The organism is Fulvimarina thalattae (genome assembly GCF_040239565.1).
GTDB lineage: Bacteria > Pseudomonadota > Alphaproteobacteria > Rhizobiales > Rhizobiaceae > Fulvimarina.
In genome coordinates, this window is record NZ_JBEHWS010000001.1 from 263,942 (window position 1) to 287,763 (window position 23,822).

Genomic DNA, 23,822 nt, shown 5'->3' on the forward strand with positions numbered 1-23,822 from the left:
TTAGCCGATGAGCAGCTTAGTCGCCAGCGCCAGACAGGTGACGACGAGAAGCGGGCGGATCAGCTTCGAGCCGAAGCGCATGGCTGTTGCCGCGCCGAGCCGGGCGCCGAGGAACTGCGCGACGCCCATGGCGAGCCCGACGCTCCAGATCACCGCACCGCCCGCGACGAAGATCGCCAGCGAGCCGATATTGGAGGCGAAGTTCAGAAGCTTGGTGTGCGCCGTCGCCTTGAGGACGCCATAGCCGGCGAGGGTAACGAAGGCGATCATGAAGAAGGAGCCGGTGCCGGGGCCGAACAGCCCGTCATAAGCCCCGATCAGCGGTACGGCGAAGCCGATGAAGAGGGCGGGCGAAATCCGCCGTTCCCGGTCGAGATCGTTCAGCCCCGGCCGCACCGCGAAGAAGATCGCGACGGCAATCAAGAGGAAGGGGAGGCCGATCTCCAAGACATCCGTCGGCACCACGAAGGCCGCAAGCGCCCCGCCGATCGATCCCAGCGCGGAGGCAAGAGCCGCCGGCCACTGCTTTTTGAGGTCCACATGCCCCTTCGCCGCATAGGCGATCGTCGCCGAACCCGAGCCGAACATGCCCTGCACCTTGTTGGTGCCGAGCACGGTGAGCGGGTCCATGCCGGAGAGAAGCAGCGCAGGGATGGTGATCAGCCCCCCGCCGCCGGCCACGGCATCGATATAACCGGCGAGAAACGCCGCCGCGACGAGTAGGAGAAGGATGTCGATAGGCATGGAAGGGCTTTGGCGGAGAGAGGCGGAAAGCGCAAGCGAGAGGTTTCCCCTAAACCCGCAGAGTCACGACATACAGCACCGCGCGCCCGGCAGGCGAACGCGTGATGTGAATGGTCAGCTTTTCGGCGGTTCAGCGGAGGCGGGCGATCGTTTCGGTCAGGCTTGTTTCGGCGATTTCGATCTCCGAGGTCGCTGACTCGATGCCGGAGAGGGCCTCCGCGATTTCGGTTTCCGTCCGGTCCAGCGAGTCGAGATAGCGCTGGCGCAGCGTGCTCTGCTCGACGCTCCTGACATTCTCGCGCAGGCGCTCCTGCTCGCGGGTGAGGCGCTCATAACGCTCTGAGAGGTCATTGCGACGGGCCTCTGCCTGCCGGATCGTCTCCAGTACGCCTGCCGCTTCTTCGAGAACGGCCCTGTCTTCGGGGTCGATCGTCGGTGAGGTCCGGCTGATCTGCGCGAAAATCTCTTCAACCTGATTACGGTCGATCGCGATGGTGCGGCGGAGCAGCTCGCGCTCGACGATCTCGACTCGCGCCGTCCCGTCGGTCGCGGGCACCGATACCCGCAGGCTGTCGGCGTTGCGCTCGACCTCTCCATTGGCACTGACGAGGTCGGAGCCGGTTCGGGCGTGCTCGACGTCGAAGATATCGATCGTGTCGGGCAGCGCCGCCTCGTAGAGAGTGCGCGTCGTGTTCGTCGTTTCAAGGGAAAGGACGCCGCCCGCGAAGGCGAGATCGAGTTCGTTGCCGGTCTGCTGGCGATCCTCCGTGACGGTTACCCCTTGCGCGGCCGCATAGGGCAGGAGCCGGGTCTCGTCCGCCGCAAGGCCGGTGAAGGGCGCATCGCCGGCAAATCCGCCTTCGTCGAGAACCGAGACGAGGCCCGGCGCGAGCGGACGGTCGGCGGTAATCCTGGCGGCGAGCAGAACGGTGCCCGAGCGTGCTGGCTGGTAGAGCGCCCGGATCTCCGGTTCGACGGGGAGATCGATATAGATGACGTTCGCCGTACGCCCGGCCGGCAGGTCGACGGGCCGGGGCATCTGATAGCGCACATTGGCGAGGCCGACGACCTCGCCGGCCGTCTCCGCAGCTCCCGATATCTCGGCCATCGGAGCCGGCGCGATTTGGCTCATCTCGGCATCGGCCGAGGCGCCCCCGACCGATTGAAGCGCCGCAAACGAGCGTTTCATCCTCTCGAAACCTTCGTCGGCTTCCACTTCGGGCCGTTCGCCGATGAGATCGGGCGCAGCCGGGCGGCCGATCCGGCGCGGTTCCAGGAGATTGCGCTGATAGGCGACCGGGGACCCTGTGGAGAGGACGAGATCGACGCCGTTCCAGTCGTAACCGGTCACATTCTCGAAGGTCGCCCAGCCCTGAAGCCGGCCCTCGTCGAGAAGCAGCCGCCAGGAATTCTTCCAGGCTGGCGCCTCGGTGACATAGGAGAGGCCGACATCACGCGGGCCACTGGCCGCAAGCTCGATCTCGAAACTGCGGCGGTCGTCGTTCGCCGTTCCCGCGACGCCTGCCTCGGCCAGCCGCCTTGCGTCGCTCGCATCGAAGGAGACCGAAACGCCCGGATAGAGAACGACCTCCGCGACGTGGTCTTCGGTGAGGATCAGCGCCACTGGCCGCTCGATCACATTACGGTCGACCACTTCTTCGCGCTCGGTGACGGCCATCACCTGCCCGGTGACCTCGCTCCTCTCGGTCTTGATCGTTACCTCTTCGCCGGTCAGCGCTTCGAGGAGGTGCTTCGTGCTGTCCGGCAGGCCTCCGGCGAAGGGCGTGTCGCGCAGGGTTTCGGATGAAGTCGAGGGCGTGTCGGTGTAAAGGCCCACTACGCCGCCGGCAGGGTCCTGGACGATCAGCGAGGCCAGAACGTCGTCGGCATCGGCCTTCGGCACCTCGAAGGTGACGCGGTCGCTGGTAGCTTCGGCGGTCAACGTGTATTTGGCAAGACCCGATTGGCCGAGATCGATTTTGGTGATCCGCGTTTCCTGAGCATCGGCCGGAGCGGTTCCGATCACGGTCGCGGCCAGAAGCATGGAGGTCGTGCGAAGGTTCATTCTGCATCTCTCTGAGGATCAGGATCGGGCGCCGTTCGAAACCCGCCTCCCCATTTTTTGGTGCTCGTTTCTCGGGCGTCGTGAGCGAAGCGGACGATTCTTGTATAGCCCAGGTCGAAACCTTCCGAACTGGGGCCAAAACCCTTTTTTCGGTTGCATGCGTTCGTGAAATCCCTGCCGACTTGGGTCGGTGCAGGATCTGTCGGCAGCGCCACCCAGCGCTTGGCCGTGGGGCTTTCTGGAACCAGCTATCACCGCGCCGCGCACGAACCGTCAATCTTCGCGCGAAAGCGCACGGTCATGGGCCTCGACGACCGCTTCTGCGAAGGCCTTGAGATCGGGAAGGCGCGCCGTTGTCGGGCGGAAGACGAGGACGAGGCGGCGGAAGGGGGCAGGGTCCTGGAACGGCAGGATGGCGATGCCGCCACCGCGCGTTTCGTCCGTGACGGCGATCTTGGGGATAAGAGTCGCCCCGAGGCCGCCGGCCACCATGCGCAGTACCGTCGTAAGGCTCGTTGCGCCGAGGGTTGCGAGTTCGTGGCCACCGGCAAGCCGGCAGACATCGAGCGCCTGGGAGCGCAGGCAGTGACCTTCTTCAAGAAGGATGATCCGCTCATTGCCGAGAAGCGCCGGGGGAAACGGATCGGGAAGTCGGTCGGCTATGGCGGCGGGAGCGGCCAGCAGGAAGGGATCGTCGAAAAGCGGCAGCGCTTCCAGCCCCTGTTCCTCCAGCGGTAGCGCCACGATCGCGCAGTCGATTTCCCCGCGGTTGAGGTCGGTGAGTAGACGATCGGTGACGCTCTCACGCACCTCGCAGTCGAGGTCGGGATAGTGGTCGGCGAGATGCTCAAGAAGATGCGGCAGGAGATAGGGTGCGACGGTCGCGATCATGCCGACGCGCATCCGGCCCGAAAGCGTCGCCTTGCCGCGCGCAGCGAAACCTTCGAGGTCGTTGACCTCGGCGAGAATGCGCTTGACCCGTTCGCCGACGAGTTCGCCGTCGGCTGTCAGCGCCACGCCGCCCGACATGCGCGAAAACAGTGTCGTTCCGAAGAACGCCTCCATCTGTGCGATCTGCGCCGAGAGAGCCGGCTGGCTGATGTGGAGGATCTTCGCCGCACGCCCGAAATGCAGCGTGCGGGCGAGGGTTTCGAAATAGCGGATTTGGCGAAGCGTCAGCATGCCTGATAAGATAATCCTATAACGTCTTCCATCAAATACGATTGGCTCTTATCGGCCAGCCTGTCCATATTGGAATTGGAACAATTCCAGCCGGCGGGCGTCATGCCCCGCAATCGGCAATAAACAAGGAGGCCGCAATGGCTGAACGCAACACCCTGAGAACCTCGGCGGGCGCGCCTTGGCCGAACAATCAGGACTCTCTGTCGGCCGGCGAACGTGGTCCGCTTCTCCTGCAGGATTACCAGCTGATCGAGAAGCTCGCGCACCAGAACCGCGAGCGTATCCCCGAGCGCACCGTCCATGCCAAGGGCTGGGGCGCCCACGGCAGACTGGTGATCACTGAGGACATTTCGAAATACACCAAGGCGAAGTGCCTGCAGAAAGGCGCCGAGACGCCGATGCTGGCCCGTTTCTCGACCGTTGCCGGCGAGTCCGGTGCTGCCGACCACGAGCGCGACGTTCGCGGTTTCGCGCTGAAGTTCTATACCGAGGACGGTAACTGGGACATGGTCGGCAACAACACGCCGATCTTCTTCGTGCGTGACCCTTACAAGTTCGCCGACTTCATCCACACCCAGAAGCGTCATCCGAAGACGAACATGCGTTCGCCGACGGCGATGTTCGACTTCTGGAGCCTGTCGCCGGAAGCGGTGCATCAGGTAACGATCCTGATGTCGGATCGCGGCCTGCCGCAGTCGCCGATGAACATGAACGGCTACGGTTCGCACACCTTCTCGCTGATCAACGATAAGAATGAGCGGGTCTGGGTGAAATTCCACTACAAGACCGAGCAGGGGCACGACTTCTACACCAATGCGGAAGCCGAGAAGATCATCGGTCGCACGCGTGAAGGCTACCAGGAGCGCCTCTTCAATTCGATCGAGGAAGGCAAGTATCCGCGCTGGAAGTTCCAGATTCAGGTGATGACGGAAGAGCAGGCGCGTGAGTGCGAGTTCAATCCGTTCGACCTCACCAAGGTCTGGCCGCATGCCGATTATCCGATGATCGACGTCGGCTTTTTCGAGCTGAACCGGAATGCGGACAATTACTTCGCGGAGATCGAGAACGCCGCGTTCTCGCCGTCGAACATCGTTCCGGGCATTTCGTGGTCGCCAGACAAGATGCTCCAGGCGCGCATCTTCTCCTATGCGGACGCACACCGTTATCGCCTCGGCACGCATTACGAGACGATCCCGGTCAATCAGCCGAGAATTCCCGTCCACAACTACCATAAGGACGGCGAAATGAACATGTATGGTGGTGTGCGCACCGGCAACGAGAACGCCTATTACGAGCCGAACTCGTTCGCAGATCAGGGTGCGGCGGTCGAGGATCGCTCGGCGCAGGAACCGCCGCTCGCGCTCTTCGGTGATGCCGATCGGTTCGATCACAAGATTTACGACGATTACGCCCAGTGCCGCGATCTCGTGATGAAGGTGATGAACGAGGAGCAGCGCCAGCGCCTCTATCAGAACATGGGCGGCGCCGTCGCTGGCGTCACCGTCGATGCGATCGTCGAGCGCTGGCTCGGCCACCTCAAGCAGGTTCATCCCGACTACGAGGCGGGCGTGCGCAAGGCCATCGAGGAAGCGCGTGCGAGCGACGAGTACCAGCCGAACTCGCATCCGGTGACCGACGACACGCCGCAGGTAACCGGCGGCGATGCCGGCAAGGACCAGGCACAGGTCGCAGCCGAGTAATCGGCACGACCGGAGTTCTGAAATGACGAAGGGCCGGGGCGGAAACGCCTCGGCCCTTTTTGATTGGACTATCGATGTGCCGATTGGCTCTTCGGGTCGCGCGCAGTGATGTGCGCGCCACTGCCTCCGGCTATTTCTTCTTCGGAGCCGCTTCGTTCTTGGCCGACATCGCCTGCTTCAGTGCGGAGCTGAGGGCATCGAACGGCTTCTCGTGCGCACCGTCGCCGGGGCGTTGGGTGAGGAAGTCGTAGATGTGCGGTACAAGATCGACGGCCTGATCCAGCGTCTGGTCGGACCCACGCTGATAGCCGCCGAGAAGGCGCAGATCCCGCGTATCCTCGAAGCGTGACGTCATGGCCCTGAGGCGCGTCACGAGCTCGCGTTCGCTGCCGCGCCAGGCCTTTTCGGCAAGACGCGAGATCGATTTCAGATAGTCGACGGCCGGGAAGCGCCCCTGTTCGGCGATCTCTCGATCGAGCACGATATGGCCGTCCAGTGTGCCGCGAATGGCGTCGGCAACCGGGTCGTTGTGGTCGTCGCCGTCGACGAGGACAGCGTAGATGCCGGTGATCGTCCCGGAGTTTTCGGCGCCGGTACCGGCCCGCTCCAGAAGCTGCGGCAGTTCGGAGAAGACGCTCGGCGGATAGCCGCGGGAGACCGGCGGCTCGCCGGCCGAAAGCGCGACATCGCGTGCGGCGTGGGCGTAACGCGTCACCGAGTCGACGATCAGGAGGACATCGTCGCCCTGATCGCGGAAATGTTCGGCAACGGCGGTCGCGGTGCGCGGTGCGAGACGGCGCATCATCGGGCTTTCGTCACCGGTGGCGACAATGGTGACGACCTTTTCGAGTTCGCCGGCCATCACCTCTTCGAGGAATTCGCGCACTTCGCGACCGCGCTCGCCGACGAGCGCCACGACAACGGTGTCGAATCCCTTTGACTGGGAGAGCATGCCCATCAGTGTCGACTTGCCGACGCCGGAGCCTGCGAAAATGCCGAGGCGCTGGCCCTTGACCAGCGGCGTGAAGATATCGACGACCGAAACGCCGGTGGGTACGGATTCGGAGAGCCGTGCCCGCTTCAGCGCCGATAGCGGCTGGGCATCAACGGGGCGCTTCTCGTCGCCCTGAAGGATCGGACCCTTGTCGTCCTGCGGCCGGCAGAAGGCGTCGAGCACGCGGCCGCGCCAGCTGGCATCCGGCGTGATGGAGAACGGGCCGACCTTGATGGCACTCGAACCGACACCGCGATTGAAGCGGTTGGTGTAAGGTTTGACGGTCAGGCTGTCGGCATCGATGCGCACAACCTCGCCGAGTTCGTCGCGTTCATCGCCCGGGCATGAGATGCAGTCGCCAAGCCGGACGAAGGGCGACAGCCCCGCGACCCGAAATGATTGAGGGGCGACGTCGACGATCTTGCCGGAAATGTCGATCAGAGGCGCCGACAGGGCGCTCAGGACTTCACTCTGTTCGTGCATCAGCTGGCTCCGAGGGTTTTGATCGCCTCAGAGAGGGACCTGTCATTGCTTTGGACGACGTTCGCGGCGCTCTCGAAGGCGCGCTGGAGGGCGATCAGCCGGGTCATTTCCTGCACCGGATTGACGTTCGCCTCTTCCACATAGCCCTGGACCACGTTGTCGGAGAGGAATTCGACGACCGGCGTCGCAGGCACGTCCGAGACGACGCCCGAGGTGTCGGCCCGCGTCGTGTTCGCACCCTGCGGAATGCGGAAAAGCCCGATTGCCGCGACCTGCTGGCCGTTCTGATGGATCATGCCGTCGCCGCCGACGGTGAGCGGTCCGCCGGCCGGATCGACCTGAAGAGCCTGCCCCCCGACATCGAGAAGCGGGCGTCCGGTCACGGTCTGCACCATGCCTTCGGCGGTGATCTCCATGCGTCCGTCGCGGGTGTAGACCATGCCGTTATCGCCCTGATAGGCGAAGAATGCCTCGCCCCTGACCGCAAGATCGAGGGGATTGCCGGTCTGGGTGAGGGCGCCGCTCTTGTTGGAGAGATAGGTCTCGCCCTTCGTCACGAAGGCGACCGGGTCCGGCGCGGTGCGCGACAGCAGCTCCTCGAACCGGACTTCTTCGGCGCGAAAGCCGACGGTGCGGGCATTGGCGATGTTGTGGGCCAGCGTCTCGAGACGCTTTTCCATTGCGAGCTGGCCGGACAAGGCGACCGGGAGAGAGGTTTCCATACGGCTTCCTAGAATCCAGTATTGCGATTGGTCTGGAGGGTCATGAGCATGTCGCCATTCACGCCGCCGCTCCCTCCGCCGCCGCCCATGAGCTGCAGCGCGGGGCTTGTCGGCGCGACGGTCGAATTGTTGGCGTCCCAAAGGGCGGTAAAGCGCTGGAGCAGTTCGCCGACCTTTTCCGGATCCTTCAGATCTTCGAGATTCGGCAGGGCCTTTCGGAAGAGATCGGCCTGCTTTTCGATATCCATCGAACCGGTTTCCTCGGGGATCGAAAAGGCGGTCTGCATCACCTTGAGCAGTGCCGGTTCGGCGAGAAGCCCGTAATAGCTGGTGATCGAGTCAGCCTTGCGCTCGAAGTAAAGTGCCAGACGCGCGCCTTCGCTCTTCGTGCCGGTATTTTCCTCCAGCGTCTGCCGGACATATCTGTCGACGATCCCCTGCTGAGTGCGATCGAAGGCGAGGGCGGTATCGCCGTAGCGATGGAAATTGAAGACTTCGGCGAATTCCTTGTAGCGATCGTCGGTAAGCTGGTTCGCGAACGCTTCCTTGCTGTCGACGCCCTCTTCCATGACCTTGCGCATGAATGCCTTGGCATAGGTCATGTCCTCCAGCCCCATCGCCTTCATGGCATAGCGATAGACACGATCGTTCGAGAGGAACTCGTCGATCGAGGTGATCTTGCCGACTTCCTCGAGATATTGCTGGCTCGCCCGCTCCACCGTCGGATCCTGCGCAGTCCGTTCCAGTGATGCCGGCAGGTCGCGGCTCACGAGGCGATAGCTTAGGGATGCGTCCAGCATGGCTGTTCAAGGGTCCGTCAATGAGGCCGGTTCGTCGTCTTGGCGGCACAATGCGCCGGACTCCCTTGCGTCAGCCTTTCAGACGGACGGGCGTTTCGCTTCAAAAGAGAGACATCGGTCCGATCGCAGGCGAACTTCAAGCTCCGCACAAGCGGCTGTCCGTACCGCTCTATCCGGTCAACTGCTTGGGACTTGGATGAAATGGGTATTCTAATTGGTATGGTGGTCGTGTTGGGCTGCCTACTTGGTGGCTTCGTCGCCATGGGCGGCCATCTCGACGTTCTCGTCCAACCCTTCGAATACGTGATCATCTGCGGATCATCCTTCGGCACCTTCCTCGTCGCCAACCCGCCCAAGGTCATCAAGGACTGCGGCAAGGCGATCGGCGAGGCGTTCAAGAACGCCGTTCCCCAACAGAAGGACTATCTGGAGATCCTCAGCCTGCTGCACGCCCTGATGCGCGAGATGCGGTCGAAGTCCCGCTCCGAGGTCGAGGCTCACGTCGATGCGCCCGAGGAATCGACCATCTTCCAGGCTTATCCGACGATCCTCAAGGACAAGCAGAAGGTGAGCTTCATCTGCGACTACGTCCGGCTCATCATCGTCGGGTCCGCGCGCAGCCACGAAATCGAGGCGCTCATGGAGGAGGAGATCGAGACGATCACGCACGACTCGATGAAGCCGAAGGCCGCCTTGCAGGACGTTGCCGACGGATTGCCGGCCCTCGGTATCGTCGCCGCCGTTCTCGGCGTCATCAAGGCCATGGGCGCGCTCGACCAGTCGCCGGAGATTCTCGGCGGGCTCATCGCCGCGGCTCTCGTCGGCACCTTCGCCGGCGTGTTCTTCTCTTATGGCGTCATGGGACCGATCGCCTCCAAGGTGAAGAGCGTGCGCGAGAAGAAGTGCCGGACCTATATCGTGATCAAGTCGACCCTGATCGCCTACATGAACGGCGCCATGCCCCAGGTTGCCATCGAATACGGCCGCAAGACGATTTCGGCATACGACCGTCCGACGATCGACCAGGTCGAAGCCGAGACGATCGGCGGCGGAGCGGGCGCATGACCGAAGTATTCGGCTCGAGCGAACACCGGCCCAAAGCCGAGGGAAGTGAATAATGTCCGACACACGCAACGCAACGGGTTCGAGCGATATCGGCGAACGGCTGAAGTCGGCCGCGGAGATCGACCCGTCCAAGCTGTACCGCCTGATCGCGCTTGCCGAGGAAACCGCCGAGGAACTGACGCTCGGCCTCAACGGTCTTTCGGTCAATAAACTCGCTGTCAGTTTCCGCGAGTTCGAGATCGGGCGCGGCGCCGAGAATGCGGGTGATGACGAAGACGGCGTCATTTTCGGCGTGCTCAATTCCAAGCGTTTCGCTCGCCCGGCCTATCTCGTGGCGCCGAATGCGCTCGCCGATGTCTGCATCTCCGCCTTCTTCGGCGCCGCGCCCGCCGGTACGCCGGGTCAACGGGCGCTCACCGATCTCGACCGTTCCCTCGTCAGGACGACCTTCGAGACCCTCGTCGAGTCCTTTGCCTCTTCCTTCGCACCGATCGATCGGGCCGCCTTCGAGGCTGGAGGGTTGATCAAGCGCGAGGACCTGGACGAGCTTCTCGGCGGCGAAAACGCCGGCCGCTATCTGGCCATCGGCTTCGATATTTTCCGCGCCGCCGACAAGGCCGCGGCAAAGAACGAGGCCGAGCCGATCACGACTTTGACGATGGCGCTTCCTGTTTCCTATCTGGCGCCTCATCGTCGTATCCTGTCCGAGCCGGTGCCGACGCCGCAGCCTTCGCTGGACGAAACATGGTCCGAGGCGATGGTCCGGAACTTCGAGAAGTCCGGCCTCCATCTGGAAGCCGTTCTCGCCCGCAAGAAGGTTCCGCTTTCGGATGTCGCCCGTTTCCGCGTCGGTCAGACGATTCCCCTCGACGTACTGGTGAGCGAGATGATTACGCTCGAATGCGAGGGCAAGCCGGTCTTCAAATCCCAGGTTGGCTTCTCGCGCGGATCCTATGTTGCGCGGTTCGAGGAAGCGATCGAACCGACGCAGGAATTCATCGATGACATCCTATCTGATTGATCTCGTCCTGATGGTCGCGCTCGTCGTGACCGCGCTCAGAAGCGGACGAATGTACAAAGAGCTGAAGTCTCTGCGGGAGTCCGAACACGGTCTTGCAGCGGCGCTCGAACAGTCGGAAGCTTCCCTGAACAAGGCGGCGGAAGCCGTGATCGCGCTCAAATACGAGGGAATTTCAACGCTTCAGGCCCTCGAAGCTGAGCGACTGCGTGCGGCCGAGGCGAGCGCGCGGCTCGCCGATCTCGTGGATCGCGCCGATTTCCACACCGGCGGCGTGTCGACACCTGGGGCTCAGACACCCTTCAGTCGAAAAAATTAACAAATCGATACCAAGCGGCAGCTTCGGATAAGTTCGCCTCATTACACATCGGAAGACGCTCCGGAATGACCTCCGAGCGATGCAAGCAATGCCAGACGGAGAATGATACTCCATGATCGATCCGAACGACCTCGAAGGCGGCGACCTCGAATTCAACGCCGAACTTTACGCGGATGACGATGCGGGAGAGGATGACGGGATCGGTCCCGACTTCCGGGGTGCCGACAAGATGGACCTCGACCTCGTGCTCGACGTCTCCGTCACCATGCAGGTGGTCCTGGGTACGGCGCGCATGAGCGTGGCCGAACTCCTCAAGCTCAACCGCGGATCGATCGTCAAGCTCGACACGAAGGTGGGCGATCCGATCGACGTCGTCGTCAACGGCCGGGTCATCGCGCGCGGCGAAATCGTCGTGCTCGATCAGGAAGATCAACAATTCGGTGTTACGCTGACCGAGGTCGCGACCCCCGGATCGAACTTGAACGCGAAGAAGGCAAAGGCGGCCTGATCGCGTCATGAACAGCCTTGCGAGTTACTCAGAAGAGCTGAACGCAGCTCCATTGCGGGGAGGGGCACGGGCAGCCGTCCTTCTCCTGGCATTGGGTCCGGGCGGCGCTTCGCGGCTTCTGAAGCATATGGCGCCCGACGAGATCATGTCTCTCAAGGAGGCCGCGGCCTCGCTCGAGAACGTCTCGTCCGAACAGATCAACGAGGTCGTCGAGGATTTCGCTTCGACGTTCAAGGGCGGGCCGATCTTCCCCGGTCCCGGCCAGCAGATGTCCGATCTCCTGCGCAACGCCCTTGGTGAAACCCAGTACGAGTCCCTGTTTCCTTCGGAAGAGCCATTCTCGATCCAGGACATGTTTGCGAACGCTCCGCGCGATGTGTGGGACGCGGTCGCCGACATGGACGTCGGTACTCTCGCAAAGAAACTTTCCGCCGAGCATCCGCACATCATCGCGCTCGTCCTCTCGAAGGTGCCGAGCGAAGCTGCGGTGGTGATCGTGCGCGCCTTCGAACCGGCGCTCAAGAACGACGTCATGAAGCGCATGCTCCAGATCAAGCCGCTTGCCGGCCCGATCGAGGATCTCTTTGAGACCCATGTGCGCGAAACCTATCTGGTTACCGGTGACGGACAGTCCGGCGAGAGCCGTCATCTCGTTCTCGCGAATGTCGTCAATCTTCTCGCCAAGCAAGAGAGCACCGAGCTCATCGAGTTCATCGAGAGCGATCAGCCGGACGAAGCCGTCGAGCTCCGCAAGCTGCTCTTCGCCTTCGACGATATTCCCGGCATGCCGGCAAAGTCGCGGCTCACGCTGTTCGACGGCATCCAGGCCGATACGGTCATCATGGCGCTGCGCGGCGCTTCGGATGGAATCAGGGAGGCGGTGCTTTCCGCTCAAGGCGCGAGAGCCCGCCGCATGATCGAATCCGAACTCAGCCAGGAATCGAACGCGACCAAGGATGCGATCGAAGCGGCCCGCCGCGATATCGCGTCCCGCGCGCTGGAAATGGCCGGTGCCGGTACGATCATCCTGCGCGAAGGCGACGAAGAGCAGGCGGAGTAATCCATGGAGTGAGCGGCTGGTTACGGCCGCTTAACCATGCCCCTTCATCGAAACGAAACCTAAATACGGGCTAATCGGCTGTGGCGGAGAGCGAAGATCGTTCCCAAAAGACGGAACAGCCGACCGAGAAGAAGATTCGCGATACGATCGAGAAGGGCAACCTTCCGACATCGCGTGAAGCTCCGGTCCTGGCGTCTTTTCTGGCGATTTCAGCGTTCATTGCCCTGCAGGCCCGCGAGTCCGGTTATCGCCTTCTCACGACCTTGCAGACGACGTTCGACAATCCTCTCCAATGGGAATTGGAGACAAGCCGGGACGCACTGCATGTTCTTAGCGTGCTCAGCACCGAAGCTGCGGCCTTCATTCTGCCGGCAGCGCTCTTTTTATGCATCGGCGGGATTCTCGCGTCCGTCCTCCAGAATCCGCCTCAGATCAACTTCGAGCGAATCAGGCCGAAAGGTTCGAACATTTCGCCGGCCTCCGGCTTCAAGCGCATTTTCGGCCCGCGCGGTCTGACGGAGTTCGCCAAGGCCGTGTTCAAGTTCCTCATGATAGGCATCGTCGTCGGCACACTTATCGTTTCCAATCTGGGAACGATGGTCCAGACCATGCTGGCCGACCCGGTTCAGCTTCCCGAACTGGTACTCGACCTCGCGATGAAGCTGCTGTCCGGCGTTTCGATCGCCACCATCGTGCTGGTAGCGGCCGACATCGCCATGACGCGCATCCACTGGCGGCGCGACATCATGATGTCGAAGCAGGATATCAAGGACGAAAATAAACAGGCTGAAGGCGACCCTATGGTCAAGCAGCGGCAGAAACAGATCGCCCGCGAGCGCTCCAAGAAGCGCATGATGGCGGCCGTGCCGAGTGCGACCCTCGTCATCGCCAACCCGACCCACTACGCGATCGCCCTGCGCTATACCCGCGAGGAGGGCGGTGCGCCGATGGTGGTTGCCAAGGGAACCGATCTGATCGCCCTGAAGATCCGCGAAATCGCTGAAGAAAAAGAGATACCCGTCATCGAGGACAAGCTCCTCGCAAGATCAATGTATGATCATGTCCACATCGATCAGATGATTCCGCCCGAATTCTTCAAGGCGGTGGCGGAGATCATCTATTATCTTCACACCCGGGAGGGCTCGAAGGTCGGCGTCGCAGTCGCTTGATGAAGTGACACCGGCCTCACCGACGCGCCTGACGGGCACGCCCGAGAGAGGCACCGCGGATGCCGGCATTCATCTCCGATCTGGAACGAGCGGACCCGGCGCTGGCGGTAAGGCGGGATGCCGTCCGCTCTCAGGGAGAGTGCCGCCTCCATGCTTGATGTGAAAAAGCGCGCTTCCCTCACCCGCGAGAAGCTGCTCGCCGATGCCATTCGCGAATTCGTCGCCGAGTTGCGCCTCGTCGATGTGGCCGACTATGTCGCCTATCTCCGCTTCGAGAAATTCGCCAATATTGAAGACATCGTCGATTCGAGTGCCGAGCTGACCCTCAAGCCCGGCGTGCTGCGCTTTGCCAATTCCGGCGATGTGAACATTTCCTGGGGCACCAAGCCGATCGTGGCGCTGGCGCTCGAGTTCCAGCATGACGGTGTCACGGCCCATTTCCGCCTGGAACTGAGCGCCTCCACCGCTGCCGTCGATATCACCTATGTCGATCTTCCCGGCCCCTCCGGCGGCGAAGCCTCCGACACGGAACGCTTCGAACGGGCACTGAGCGACGCGCGGCTCGCCAGACCTGCCACCATGGAAGATGCGCAGGGCTAGCGGACGCTTATCGCAACATCAGACATCGGTATCGAACGCCTGATGGCGAAGCGAACGTGCCTTTAAGCGGGTCACCAAAGCTTCTCTAGCGATCAGCGACCGTTCGCCTTTCTCCATTCCTCGAATTTGGCGAGATGCTCGTCTTTCGTTCGCGGATAGAGCCCGATGATGGTTTCCCCGGCCTTCACCCGTTCGACGACGAAGTCCTCGTAGACCGTCATTTCGGCCGCTTCGTCGGCAAGCTCGTCGGCGAGATGGGCCGGGATGACGATGACGCAGTCGTCGTCGCCGACGATGATGTCGCCGGGAAAGACCGGCGCGTCGCCGCAGCCGATCGGCTCGTTGATGGCGATCGCCTCGTTGAGCGTCAGATTGGTCGGGCTCGACGGACGCGTGTGATAGGCCGGCATGTCGAGATCGCCGATCGTGGCGGCATCGCGAAAGCCGCCATCCGTGACGACGCCGGCTCCGCCACGCACCATAAGCCTCGTGATCAGGATATCGCCGGCGGAGGCCGCGCGGGCATCCTTGCGGCTGTCCATAACGAGGACATGGCCCTCGGGGCAGGTCTCGATTGCGACGCGCTGGGGATGCTCCGGATTGCGGAACTCGACCAGCTGATTGCGATCCTCCCGCGCCGGCATATAGCGCAGAGTGAAAGCCGGCCCCACCATGTTGCGGCCCTTCGCCTTCACCGGATGAACGCCCTGGATCACCTGCGAACGCAGGCCGCGCTTGTAGAGCGCGGTTGCAAGCGTCGCGACGGAAACGCCCATCAGCTTGTCTCGGGTTTCGGACTTCACAGGATTGATGCTCCTTCGTGGCGATCGGAATGCGAAAATCCTGCCCAGTGGTTCAATCATGGATCATTCAGGGCGGGCAGGCGTGATGGGAACCGGGACAGGTGACCGCCTGTCCCGGCCAATGCGTGTCAAAGAGGGCTGACACCACGGGTATTCACGGTCACGGCATACAGCGAGTGACTGCTCGCCATGAACAGCCGGTTGCCATGCCGGCCACCGAAGCAGAGATTGGCGCAGCGCTCGGGAAGCCGGATATGCCCGATGGCCTCGCCGGCAGGGTTGAACACCATGACTCCGTCGAGCGCTTCCGAATCGCCCTCGGGAGCTCCGCTGCTCCCCCAGCCGCACCACAGATTGTTGTCGACGTCGCAAGCGATGCCATCGAGCGCGCCGTAATTCATCGCTTCGATATGCTTGCGTTTGTTCGTAAGCTCACCATCGATGCCGACATCGAAGGCCCAGACGAGACGGTTCGGCTTCGCGCGCCCCTCGACAACGTAGAGCGTCCGGCCGTCAGGAGAGAGGGCGATTCCATTCGGCCCCTGAAGTTCACGAACGGCGAGGGTCAGCTCGCCCTCTGGTGTGATGCGGTAGACACCCTGGAAATCCAGTTCCTGCTCGGCCTTCTCGCCCTCGTAGAAATTGGAAATCTGGAACGGCGGATCGGTGAACCAGATCGAACCGTCCGATCCGGTGACGATATCGTTCGGGGAATTGAGCTTCTTTCCTTCGAAGTTGTCGGCGAGAACGGTGATCGAGCCATCGAACTCCGTGCGGGTAACGCGGCGCATGCCACCCTCGCAGGTGAGGAGCCGGCCCTGCTTGTCGCGCCCGTTGCCGTTGGACCAGCCGGAGGGTTCGCGGAACGCCGACGCCTCGCCCGTCACCTCGTCCCAGCGTATGAGACGGTTGTTCGGGATGTCGCTAAAGATCAGATAGCGGCCATCGCCGACATAGGTTGGCCCCTCGGCCCAGTCGAAGCCGGTGGCAAGGCGCTCGACGCTGCTGTTGAAGACCCGGTAGCCGGCAAATTCCGGCTTGAGGATCTCGACGGCCGGATCGGGATAGCGCAGTGAAGGCTCCCAGTCCGCCAGCGCGCGTCCCGTCGTCATCGCCGCTGCTGCCGCGATGCTCCCTCCCAGAACAGCGCGGCGGTTCATCGATAACTTCCTCTCACTCATGATTTCTCCTCCTCGAGAATCAGGTTTCAGATAAGGGCATTCTCCGTCAGGAAGACATGAAGCCGGTCCTGCTGCGCCTCGCTCAGCGGCCAGGCGGACGGTGGACGGGTCGGACCGCAATCGAGACCCTGCGCGAGAAGCGCGGCCTTCACGCCGGTGACATTGGTTCCGTTCAGCTCCTCGGCGCGGATGTCCTCGAAGGCGCGCATGCCGGCGATCAGAGCCTGAGCCTCGTCGTAGTTCGAGGTTTCCAGCGCCTTGTGGATCGCCACCGAGCGCTCGGGCCAGACATTGATGAGCCCGGAGGTGAAGCCCCGCGCGCCGACGGCCGTGAAGGGCGGAGCCCAGACTTCGGCAAGACCGCCGACCCAGGTGATATCGGGACCGCAAGCCTCGATCGCCTTGGCGAGATTCATCGGGTTCGGGGTCGCCCATTTGACGCCCTTGACGCCGGGCAGGGCGCAGAGTTCGGCGATCGCTTTCGTGCCGATCGCATCGTTGCGCAGATAAAGCATGATCGGCAGGCCGCCCGAGGCGTCCGACACGGCCTTCACATAATCGACGGTGCCGCTCGGGGCGACGAAGGGGTCGGGCGGCTGATGGATCATCAGCGCGGCCGCGCCCGCATCGGCAGAGGCCTTCGCCAAGCGGCAGGCGTCGCGAATGCCGCGCCCGACGCCGGCAAGCAGCGGCGCGCGGCCATCGACGAGGTTCGCCACTTCGCGAACCATGGTGCAGGCCTCGTCGGTGGTCAGCGCGTAGAACTCGCCGGTATTGCCGTTGACGACGGGCATGTGGACGCCGGCGGAGAGGGCACGGTCGAGGATCGGCGTCAGCTTGTCCGGCGCGATCTCGCCGTCGGCATCGTAAGGCGTGACGAGAATGCCGGAGATGCCGGCGAGCGCGGCGTCGAGATCATGGGCCATAAGTCGGGCTCCTCTGGTCAGAAGATGTCGGGTTCGGCGGCGGCCTCGCCGAAACCGCGTTCGAGGAAATCGAAATCACAGCCCTTGTCGGCCTGGGTGACATGCTTGGAGAACATCCAGCCCCAGCCCCGCTGATAGCGCGGCTCGGGGGCTTTCCATTCGGCCCTGCGCCGGGCGATTTCCGCCTCGTCGACGAGCATGTCGAGGCGCCGGTTCGGCAGGTCGAGGCGCACCGTATCGCCGGTCTTCAGAAGCGCGAGCGGCCCGCCGACAAAGCTTTCCGGCGCGGCGTGAAGCACGCAGGCGCCGTAGGAGGTGCCGGACATGCGCGCGTCCGAAATCCGCAGCATGTCCCTATGGCCCTGTTTGATGAGCGCCTTCGGGATCGGCAGCATGCCCCATTCGGGAAAGCCAGGGCCACCGAGCGGGCCGGCGTTTCTGAGGACCATGACATGATCCGGCGTCACGTCGAGGTTCTCGTCGTCGACGGCCTTCTTCATCTCCGGATACGAATCGAAGACGAGCGCCGGGCCCTCGTGGACATAGTATTTCGGATCGCAGGCCGCCGGCTTGATCACCGCGCCGTCGGGACAGAGATTGCCGCGCAGGAGGGCGAGCGAACCCTCCTTGTAGACCGGGTTCGACAGTGGGCGGATGACGTCGTCGTTATAGACCTCCGCGCCCTCGATGGTCTCGCCGAGCGTCTTGCCGGATACGGTGATGGCGGAGAGGTCGAGCATCGCCTCCATCTGCTTCATCAGCGCGCGAAGGCCCCCGGCGTAGTAGAAGTCCTCCATCAGGTAGTCCTTGCCGGAGGGGCGGACATTCGCGATCAGCGGCGTTGTGCGGCCCAGCGCGTCGAGATCGTCGAGGGTGAGTTCGACGCCGGCGCGCCGCGCCATCGCGATGAGGTGGACGACGGCGTTGGTCGAGCAACCGGTCGCCATCGCGACCTTGGCGGCATTCTGAATGGCTGCCTCGCTCAGGATATCGCTCGGCTTCAGGTCTTCCCAGACCATTTCGACGATGCGCCGACCGCATTCGCCAGCCATGCGCTGATGGCCGGAATCGACGGCCGGGATCGAAGATGCGCCGGGCAGAGTCATGCCCAGCGCGTCGGCGATCGACATCATGGTGGCGGCCGTGCCCATGGTCATGCAGGTGCCGGCGGAGCGAGCGATGCCGCCCTGGACGCCCACCCACTCTTCATCCGTCACATTGCCGGCGCGCCGTTCGTCCCAGTATTTCCAGGCATCCGAGCCCGAGCCGAGGATGCGGCCCGCATAATTGCCGCGCAGCATCGGCCCAGCAGGCAGGAAGATCGCCGGCACATTCGCGGTGATCGCGCCCATCAGGAGGCCCGGCGTGGTCTTGTCACATCCGCCCATCAGGACGACGCCGTCCAGCGGATGGCAGCGGATCATCTCCTCGGTCTCCATCGCCAGCATGTTGCGATAGAGCATGGAGGTCGGCTTGGTGAAGCTCTCGTCGACCGACAATGTCGGGAGTTCGACGGCAAAGCCGCCCGCCGCGAGAATCCCGCGCCGAACGTTCTCGACGCGCTCGGGAAAATGGCCGTGGCAGGAGTTCAGCTCGGACCAGGTCGAGAGGATGCCGATGATCGGCTTGTCCCGGAAATCCACTTCCGAATGGCCGAGCTGCATGAGGCGCGATCGATGGCCGAAGGAGCGCAGATCGTCGGGCGCGAACCAGCGCGCGGACCGAAGGTCGGCCGGGGTTTTCCGCTCGCGCGAGCCTGCCATGATTGCCTCCCAATGCTCGAGTTTCGTTTGTGTATGCGCTTCCATTCGATGAAGTCAACACAAGAGAAAGTCTTTCGCATCGCAGCATTAAATACATTCTGGCGGGCGATCAGCTACGGTTGACAGCAGAGGAAGAGCCGTGGCACTTAATGAAAGCGTATTCATAGCGCGTTGCGGCTTCGTGGAGGATTTGAAGCGTGACGCCATCGCCCGCCCGCCGTGGCGTGCTTCGTTTCCAAGGGAGGAATCCAATGACCTTTACCCGCAGGCTCGTGCTCGCCGCGATCGGCGCGAGCGCTCTCACCGCGACATCTTTCGCTGCGTCTGCCCAGGAGCTGCCGGGCAATGTGCGCCTCGTCATCGGTTCCAGCTCGACGGGCGGCGACACCTATCAGTCCGCCTCCCTCGTCGCCGACGCGCTGTCGAAAGAGCTCGGCATCAACGTCAAGGTCGACGCGGTCGGTGCGACGGAAGCCTTCAAGGCGGTCGGCCGCGATCCGCGCGGCACCACGCTGATGCTCCATCACGACCAGTCCTATCTCGGCGAACTCTATGGCCAGAAAGGCTATGAGGACATCTTCGAGGCCTACAAGATCGGCCCCACGGTCGCGATCAATCCGGGCAATGCCTACCTCGCCGGCAAGGGCTCGAAATACAAGTCGATGGAAGAGATCTTCGCGGCCGCCGCGAACGGCGAGCAGGTTCGCGTCGCGATCCAGCCCGGCGGCGTTTCCGAGATCGGCTTCTCGGCCATGAAGAACGCCGCGCGCCTCAACAAGGAAGGCTCCGAGGAAAACATCGTCGCCGTCAACACCGGCGATCAGGCGAGCAAGAACCAGGCGCTCTGGGACAATCTCGCCGACGTCATCAACGGCTCGATCCAGGCGAACGAGCAGTTCACCCAGCTTCCCGAGGATGACCAGAAGGCGATGCAGTTCGTCTGGATAACGGCAACGCCCGACGCCCTCGAACAGGCCCCGGAAGCCGGCATGGGCAACCTCACCCGCGACGACATGCTGAAATTTGCCTCCCCGGAGGTCTCCGTGCCCCTCAAGGAGGGCGAGGACTTCACCTTCGACAAGGAATTCTTCTTTATCTACAACAAGGACATGGACGACGCGATCGTGAAGCAGATCGACGACGCCCTGACCGCGGTCTACGACAAGGGCGAACTCCAGAAGGAGCAGGCCAAGGCGTTCTTCACGCCCGATTTCCGGCCCTCCGCGGAAGCCGTCGAGCATCTGAAGGAAAAGAACGATACCTACGCCGAGGTGATCGGCCAGATCTCCGGCGAAGGCGCGAACTGACGCCTTCCGGGTGAGAAATGACGGGCGCGGTCCGGCTTTGAGGCCGGGCCGGTTCCTGCGCCGCCCGCCCAATGCGCGGAAATCCCGTGCCCTTCGACACTGAGCGCCTGCGGCCCCGCGCGATTGTCAATCGCTCTGCGCCCATCGGCGTATTCCGGCCGATCGGCTCGGCCTGGAGGTCGCGGGCCCGGCTGCGCAAAGGCGATACGTAATCCCTGGCCGACAGCGACATGCGGGAGGAGGAGCCCCATGGGGGGACTGACCCAAGTCAACATCGATTTTTCCACGTCGCATCTGGTGTTTCCGATCATCATCGGCTCGATGCTCGCTTTGATGGGCCTTGCGATCCTCCTGCGCGATCGCCGCCGCATCGCGGGTGCCGGGCGGTACTGGGCGGATCTCCTCGGGACGATGGACAAGCTCCGCTTTTTCGGCACTATCGTCATCACCGTCGTCTATTTCATGACGATGGATCCGATCGGCTACCAGTTCCCGAACACCGGGCTCGGCTTCCTCATCACCTCGATCCCCTACGTCTTCCTCGTAGGTGTTCTCTATCTCCATCACCGCACGGCCCGCGCGCTGGTGCCGATCGCGATCATGGCGCTCGTCGCGCCGGTCCTGGTCTGGTGGCTCTTCACAAATGTCTTCTACCTGACCCTTCCCTGAGGACCTGCCGACCATGGAACTCCTCGAACTCCTGACGCCACTCTTTCTTGGCCTTGTCGTCGCCGGTACGGTCGTCGGCATCGTCTTCGGTGCCGTTCCCGGCATGACGGCGACCATGGCCGTGGCCGTCTGTCTGCCGCTCACCTATTCGCTCGGTCTCGAAAATGGCCTCGCTCTGCTCCTCGGCCTTTACGTCGGCGGCATTTCAGGCGGCCTCGTGCCGGCGATCCTGCTCGGCATTCCGGGCACTCCCTCCTCGATCACGACCTGCTTCGACGGCTATCCGATGAGCAAGCAGGGAGAAGGCGAGAAGGCCCTTCGCATCGGCATCTTCTCATCGCTCGTCGGCGGCCTCGTCAGCCTTCTGATCCTCTATCTCTTTGCGCCGCCGCTCGCCGATTTCGCGATCAAGTTCTCCTATGTCGAGAAATTCCTGATCATCCTCTTCGCGCTCACCGTCATGGCGGCGCTCTCGAAGGACATGCTGATCGGCATCTTTTCCGGCTTCCTCGGCATCTTCATCAGCCTGATCGGCACCTATTCGGTGGATGTCGGCGGCAATGGCGAGTACCGGCTGATCCCGCCGGGCATGGAATATTACCTCGACCGTGGCTTCTCGCTGCTTCCCGTCCTCATCGGCCTCTTCGGCCTCGCCGCGATCCTCGAGGAAGCCGAAGCCGGGGTGCCGGAGGGCCAGAAGGCCGAGGATGTGAAAATCGGCAAGGAGAGCAGTTTTTCCTTCAACATCTTCCGGGGTCAGATCACCAATCTCGTACGCTCCTCGTTCATCGGCACCTTCGTCGGCATTCTGCCCGGCGTCGGCGGTTCGGCCGCCTCGATCCTTGCCTATTCCAACGCCAAGACCTTTTCGAAGACTCCCGAAAACTTCGGCAAGGGCGAGCCGGCTGGCATCATCGCTTCCGAATCCGGCAATAACGGCCTCACCGGCGGCGCGCTCGTCCCGCTCCTGTCGCTCGGCATTCCGGGCGATTCCACGACCGCACTGCTCATCGGTGCCTTCACGCTGCAGGGCATCCAGGTCGGACCACTGTTTATCGGCAACAATCCGACCACCTGGAACGCGATGATCGTCGCGATGCTGCTCGCCAATCTGGTGATGTTCGCAGTCATGTATTTCGCGATCCGCCATGTGGCGATGATCGTGACCGTGCCGAAACAGATCCTCTTCCCGATCATCCTCATGATGTGCGTGATCGGCGCCTATACGATCAATTACGGCATCATGTTCGACGTCTGGACGCTTCTGATCTTCGGCGTCTTCGGCTGGCTTGCGATCAAGCTCAGGCTGGAGATCGCGCCCTTCGTCATCGGCTTCATTCTCGGGCCCTCGGCGGAGGTCTATTTCGTCAAAAGCCTGGAATCTTTCGGCGACCTGACAATCTTCTTCACAAAGAGTTGGATCGCACTGGTGCTCTGGGTTCTCATCGTCGCTTCCATCGCGGGCTCGATCATTCTATCGAGACGCGCACGGCGTGATGCCGAAACCCTGAAGGACCCGGCCGGTGGGAGTGCGATCCGCTGACCGAAGGCTGACGAAGGTCGCGCGTGGACGGAATAGAAACGGTATCGAAATCGAAGCAGCCGCGCACTCGGCCCAACCGGAGCCGCGGCGGCGTGACGATGGCGATGGTCGGCCGCATCGCGGGCGTCTCCCAGGTTACGGTATCCCGCGCGCTCAGCGATCCGACGAAGGTTTCGGCCGAAACCCTGCGGCGGATCGAGACAGCGATCGAGCAGACAGGATTCGTGCCGAACGCGCTGGCAGGCGCGCTCGCTTCGCGAAAAAGCCAACTCATTTCGGCCTTCGTCCCGTCGATCACCAACATCGTCTACACCATGATGATGCAGGCCTTTTCCGAACGTATGCGCGCAGAGGGCTACCAGATTCTCCTCTCCGAGACCGGCTTCGAGCTGGAAACCGAGGAGAAGCTGATCGCGACCCATCTGGCGCGCCGGCCAGACGCCGTGCTGCTAACCGGCATTCATCACAGCGCCCGCACGCGGCGCATGCTGCTTGCGATGGACGTTCCCGTCATCGAGATCTGGGACATGACGGACACGCCGATCGATGCCTGCGTCGGCTTCTCGCACAAGGAAGCGGGCGAGGCGGTCGCAGCCTTCGCCGTGGAGGCCGGCTATCGCAGGGCCGCGTCGATTGCCGCAACGGACGAGCGCGCCAAGCGCCGCCAGAGCGGCTTTGCCGGCGCTTTCGAGGCCGCCACCGGACAGAGCGTGCCGACGATCGATTCCGGCTGGCAGAGCAGCATCCGGGCCGGGCGCGACGCACTTTCCAGATTGATCGATGAAAAAGGCTTTGAGAGCGGCCTGATCGCCTGTAGCTCCGACCTCCTCGCACACGGTGTTCTCGTCGAGGCAACGGCTCGCGGCCTCAAAGTCCCCGACACGATCGCGATCTTCGGCTTCGGCGACCAGGACTTCGCCGCCCACATCGCGACTCCCCTTACCACGATCAAGATCGACCGCTCCGAACTCGGCTATGCCGCCGCGAGCATCATGCTCGACCGGCTGACGGCGAAGACCTCGGGTCCGGTCATCCGCGATATCGGCTTCGAAATCATCCGCCGCGCCTCGGCATGATCTCTGATTTCAGTCACTGCGCATAGTCTGACCAACAGGTTTGCCCGTTGCTGGGCGCGTAACCGGCCATCGCTGGACCGAAACGAGGTCTCGGTGCCCGCGATGTCGATCAGACGCGTCGCGCC

The 23,822-nt window shown here is 62.8% G+C and carries 22 protein-coding genes; 12 read left to right on the plus strand and 10 right to left on the minus strand.

What is annotated here, in order from left to right:
* The 3 genes from ABRA89_RS01225 to ABRA89_RS01235 all read right to left on the minus strand — a co-directional run bounded on the left by ABRA89_RS01225 (nucleotide 1) and on the right by ABRA89_RS01235 (nucleotide 3,991).
* The gene (locus tag ABRA89_RS01225; RefSeq protein WP_349939625.1) at nucleotides 1-744 is read right to left on the minus strand and encodes a TSUP family transporter; all 744 of its coding nucleotides are present in this window, start codon (nucleotides 742-744) and stop codon (nucleotides 1-3) included.
* 130 nt (nucleotides 745-874) lie between these two features.
* The gene (locus ABRA89_RS01230) at nucleotides 875-2,809 is read right to left on the minus strand and encodes a DUF4139 domain-containing protein (RefSeq protein WP_349939626.1); all 1,935 of its coding nucleotides are present in this window, start codon (nucleotides 2,807-2,809) and stop codon (nucleotides 875-877) included.
* Between the two features lie 273 nt (nucleotides 2,810-3,082).
* Nucleotides 3,083-3,991 carry a hydrogen peroxide-inducible genes activator gene (locus tag ABRA89_RS01235; protein ID WP_349939627.1) on the minus strand — a complete coding sequence of 303 codons (909 nt, stop codon included), beginning with the start codon at nucleotides 3,989-3,991 and terminating at the stop codon, nucleotides 3,083-3,085.
* Between the two features lie 137 nt (nucleotides 3,992-4,128).
* On the opposite strand from ABRA89_RS01235, the gene ABRA89_RS01240 reads away from it, so the two are divergent.
* The gene (locus tag ABRA89_RS01240; protein WP_349939628.1) at nucleotides 4,129-5,691 is read left to right on the plus strand and encodes a catalase; all 1,563 of its coding nucleotides are present in this window, start codon (nucleotides 4,129-4,131) and stop codon (nucleotides 5,689-5,691) included.
* A gap of 130 nt (nucleotides 5,692-5,821) precedes the next feature.
* Here ABRA89_RS01240 and fliI read toward each other — a convergent pair whose 3' ends face one another.
* From fliI to ABRA89_RS01255, 3 genes are read right to left on the minus strand one after another with little or no spacing between them, the layout of a single operon-like run.
* Complete coding sequence (fliI, locus tag ABRA89_RS01245) at nucleotides 5,822-7,168, minus strand: flagellar protein export ATPase FliI (protein ID WP_349939629.1); 1,347 nt, start codon at nucleotides 7,166-7,168, stop codon at nucleotides 5,822-5,824.
* A complete protein-coding gene (gene flgF / locus ABRA89_RS01250; protein WP_349939630.1) occupies nucleotides 7,168-7,890 on the minus strand; it encodes a flagellar basal-body rod protein FlgF in 723 nt (240 codons plus the stop codon). The genes fliI and flgF overlap by 1 nt, the downstream gene beginning before the upstream one ends.
* Before the next feature lie 8 nt (nucleotides 7,891-7,898).
* Entirely contained in the window at nucleotides 7,899-8,690 is a 792-nt protein-coding gene (locus tag ABRA89_RS01255; RefSeq protein WP_349939631.1) for a DUF1217 domain-containing protein, read from the minus strand.
* Nucleotides 8,691-8,891: 201 nt separating this feature from the next.
* On the opposite strand from ABRA89_RS01255, the gene motA reads away from it, so the two are divergent.
* The 7 genes from motA to ABRA89_RS01290 all read left to right on the plus strand — a co-directional run bounded on the left by motA (nucleotide 8,892) and on the right by ABRA89_RS01290 (nucleotide 14,429).
* A complete protein-coding gene (gene motA, locus ABRA89_RS01260; protein WP_349939632.1) occupies nucleotides 8,892-9,755 on the plus strand; it encodes a flagellar motor stator protein MotA in 864 nt (287 codons plus the stop codon).
* Nucleotides 9,756-9,807: 52 nt separating this feature from the next.
* Nucleotides 9,808-10,776 carry a FliM/FliN family flagellar motor switch protein gene (locus ABRA89_RS01265; protein WP_349939633.1) on the plus strand — a complete coding sequence of 323 codons (969 nt, stop codon included), beginning with the start codon at nucleotides 9,808-9,810 and terminating at the stop codon, nucleotides 10,774-10,776.
* Nucleotides 10,757-11,092 (plus strand): hypothetical protein, encoded by a 336-nt coding sequence (locus ABRA89_RS01270; protein WP_349939634.1) that lies wholly within the window; start codon nucleotides 10,757-10,759, stop codon nucleotides 11,090-11,092. Before ABRA89_RS01265 ends, ABRA89_RS01270 begins: the two co-directional genes overlap by 20 nt.
* 112 nt (nucleotides 11,093-11,204) lie before the next feature.
* A complete protein-coding gene (gene fliN / locus ABRA89_RS01275; protein ID WP_349939635.1) occupies nucleotides 11,205-11,600 on the plus strand; it encodes a flagellar motor switch protein FliN in 396 nt (131 codons plus the stop codon).
* Nucleotides 11,601-11,607: 7 nt separating this feature from the next.
* Entirely contained in the window at nucleotides 11,608-12,660 is a 1,053-nt protein-coding gene (locus ABRA89_RS01280; RefSeq protein ID WP_349939636.1) for a FliG C-terminal domain-containing protein, read from the plus strand.
* A gap of 80 nt (nucleotides 12,661-12,740) precedes the next feature.
* A complete protein-coding gene (gene flhB / locus ABRA89_RS01285; protein ID WP_349939637.1) occupies nucleotides 12,741-13,829 on the plus strand; it encodes a flagellar biosynthesis protein FlhB in 1,089 nt (362 codons plus the stop codon).
* Between the two features lie 150 nt (nucleotides 13,830-13,979).
* A complete protein-coding gene (locus ABRA89_RS01290) occupies nucleotides 13,980-14,429 on the plus strand; it encodes a hypothetical protein (RefSeq protein ID WP_349939638.1) in 450 nt (149 codons plus the stop codon).
* 92 nt (nucleotides 14,430-14,521) lie between these two features.
* Here ABRA89_RS01290 and ABRA89_RS01295 read toward each other — a convergent pair whose 3' ends face one another.
* From ABRA89_RS01295 to araD, 4 genes are all read right to left on the minus strand, one after another.
* Nucleotides 14,522-15,232, minus strand: a complete 711-nt coding sequence (locus ABRA89_RS01295) for a ribonuclease activity regulator RraA (RefSeq protein WP_349939639.1) — start codon at nucleotides 15,230-15,232, stop codon at nucleotides 14,522-14,524.
* A gap of 128 nt (nucleotides 15,233-15,360) precedes the next feature.
* A complete protein-coding gene (locus ABRA89_RS01300) occupies nucleotides 15,361-16,344 on the minus strand; it encodes an SMP-30/gluconolactonase/LRE family protein (protein WP_349939963.1) in 984 nt (327 codons plus the stop codon).
* Nucleotides 16,345-16,439: 95 nt separating this feature from the next.
* A complete protein-coding gene (locus ABRA89_RS01305) occupies nucleotides 16,440-17,339 on the minus strand; it encodes a dihydrodipicolinate synthase family protein (RefSeq protein WP_349939640.1) in 900 nt (299 codons plus the stop codon).
* A gap of 17 nt (nucleotides 17,340-17,356) precedes the next feature.
* Nucleotides 17,357-19,102 (minus strand): L-arabinonate dehydratase, encoded by a 1,746-nt coding sequence (gene araD / locus ABRA89_RS01310; RefSeq protein ID WP_349939641.1) that lies wholly within the window; start codon nucleotides 19,100-19,102, stop codon nucleotides 17,357-17,359.
* A gap of 251 nt (nucleotides 19,103-19,353) precedes the next feature.
* On the opposite strand from araD, the gene ABRA89_RS01315 reads away from it, so the two are divergent.
* The 4 genes from ABRA89_RS01315 to ABRA89_RS01330 all read left to right on the plus strand — a co-directional run bounded on the left by ABRA89_RS01315 (nucleotide 19,354) and on the right by ABRA89_RS01330 (nucleotide 23,697).
* Nucleotides 19,354-20,409, plus strand: a complete 1,056-nt coding sequence (locus tag ABRA89_RS01315; RefSeq protein WP_349939642.1) for an ABC transporter substrate-binding protein — start codon at nucleotides 19,354-19,356, stop codon at nucleotides 20,407-20,409.
* Nucleotides 20,410-20,658: 249 nt separating this feature from the next.
* The gene (locus tag ABRA89_RS01320; protein ID WP_349939643.1) at nucleotides 20,659-21,078 is read left to right on the plus strand and encodes a tripartite tricarboxylate transporter TctB family protein; all 420 of its coding nucleotides are present in this window, start codon (nucleotides 20,659-20,661) and stop codon (nucleotides 21,076-21,078) included.
* Between the two features lie 13 nt (nucleotides 21,079-21,091).
* Entirely contained in the window at nucleotides 21,092-22,621 is a 1,530-nt protein-coding gene (locus ABRA89_RS01325) for a tripartite tricarboxylate transporter permease (RefSeq protein ID WP_349939644.1), read from the plus strand.
* A 23-nt stretch (nucleotides 22,622-22,644) separates the two neighbouring features.
* Complete coding sequence (locus ABRA89_RS01330) at nucleotides 22,645-23,697, plus strand: LacI family DNA-binding transcriptional regulator (RefSeq protein WP_349939645.1); 1,053 nt, start codon at nucleotides 22,645-22,647, stop codon at nucleotides 23,695-23,697.
* The last annotated feature ends 125 nt before the right edge of the window (nucleotides 23,698-23,822 follow it).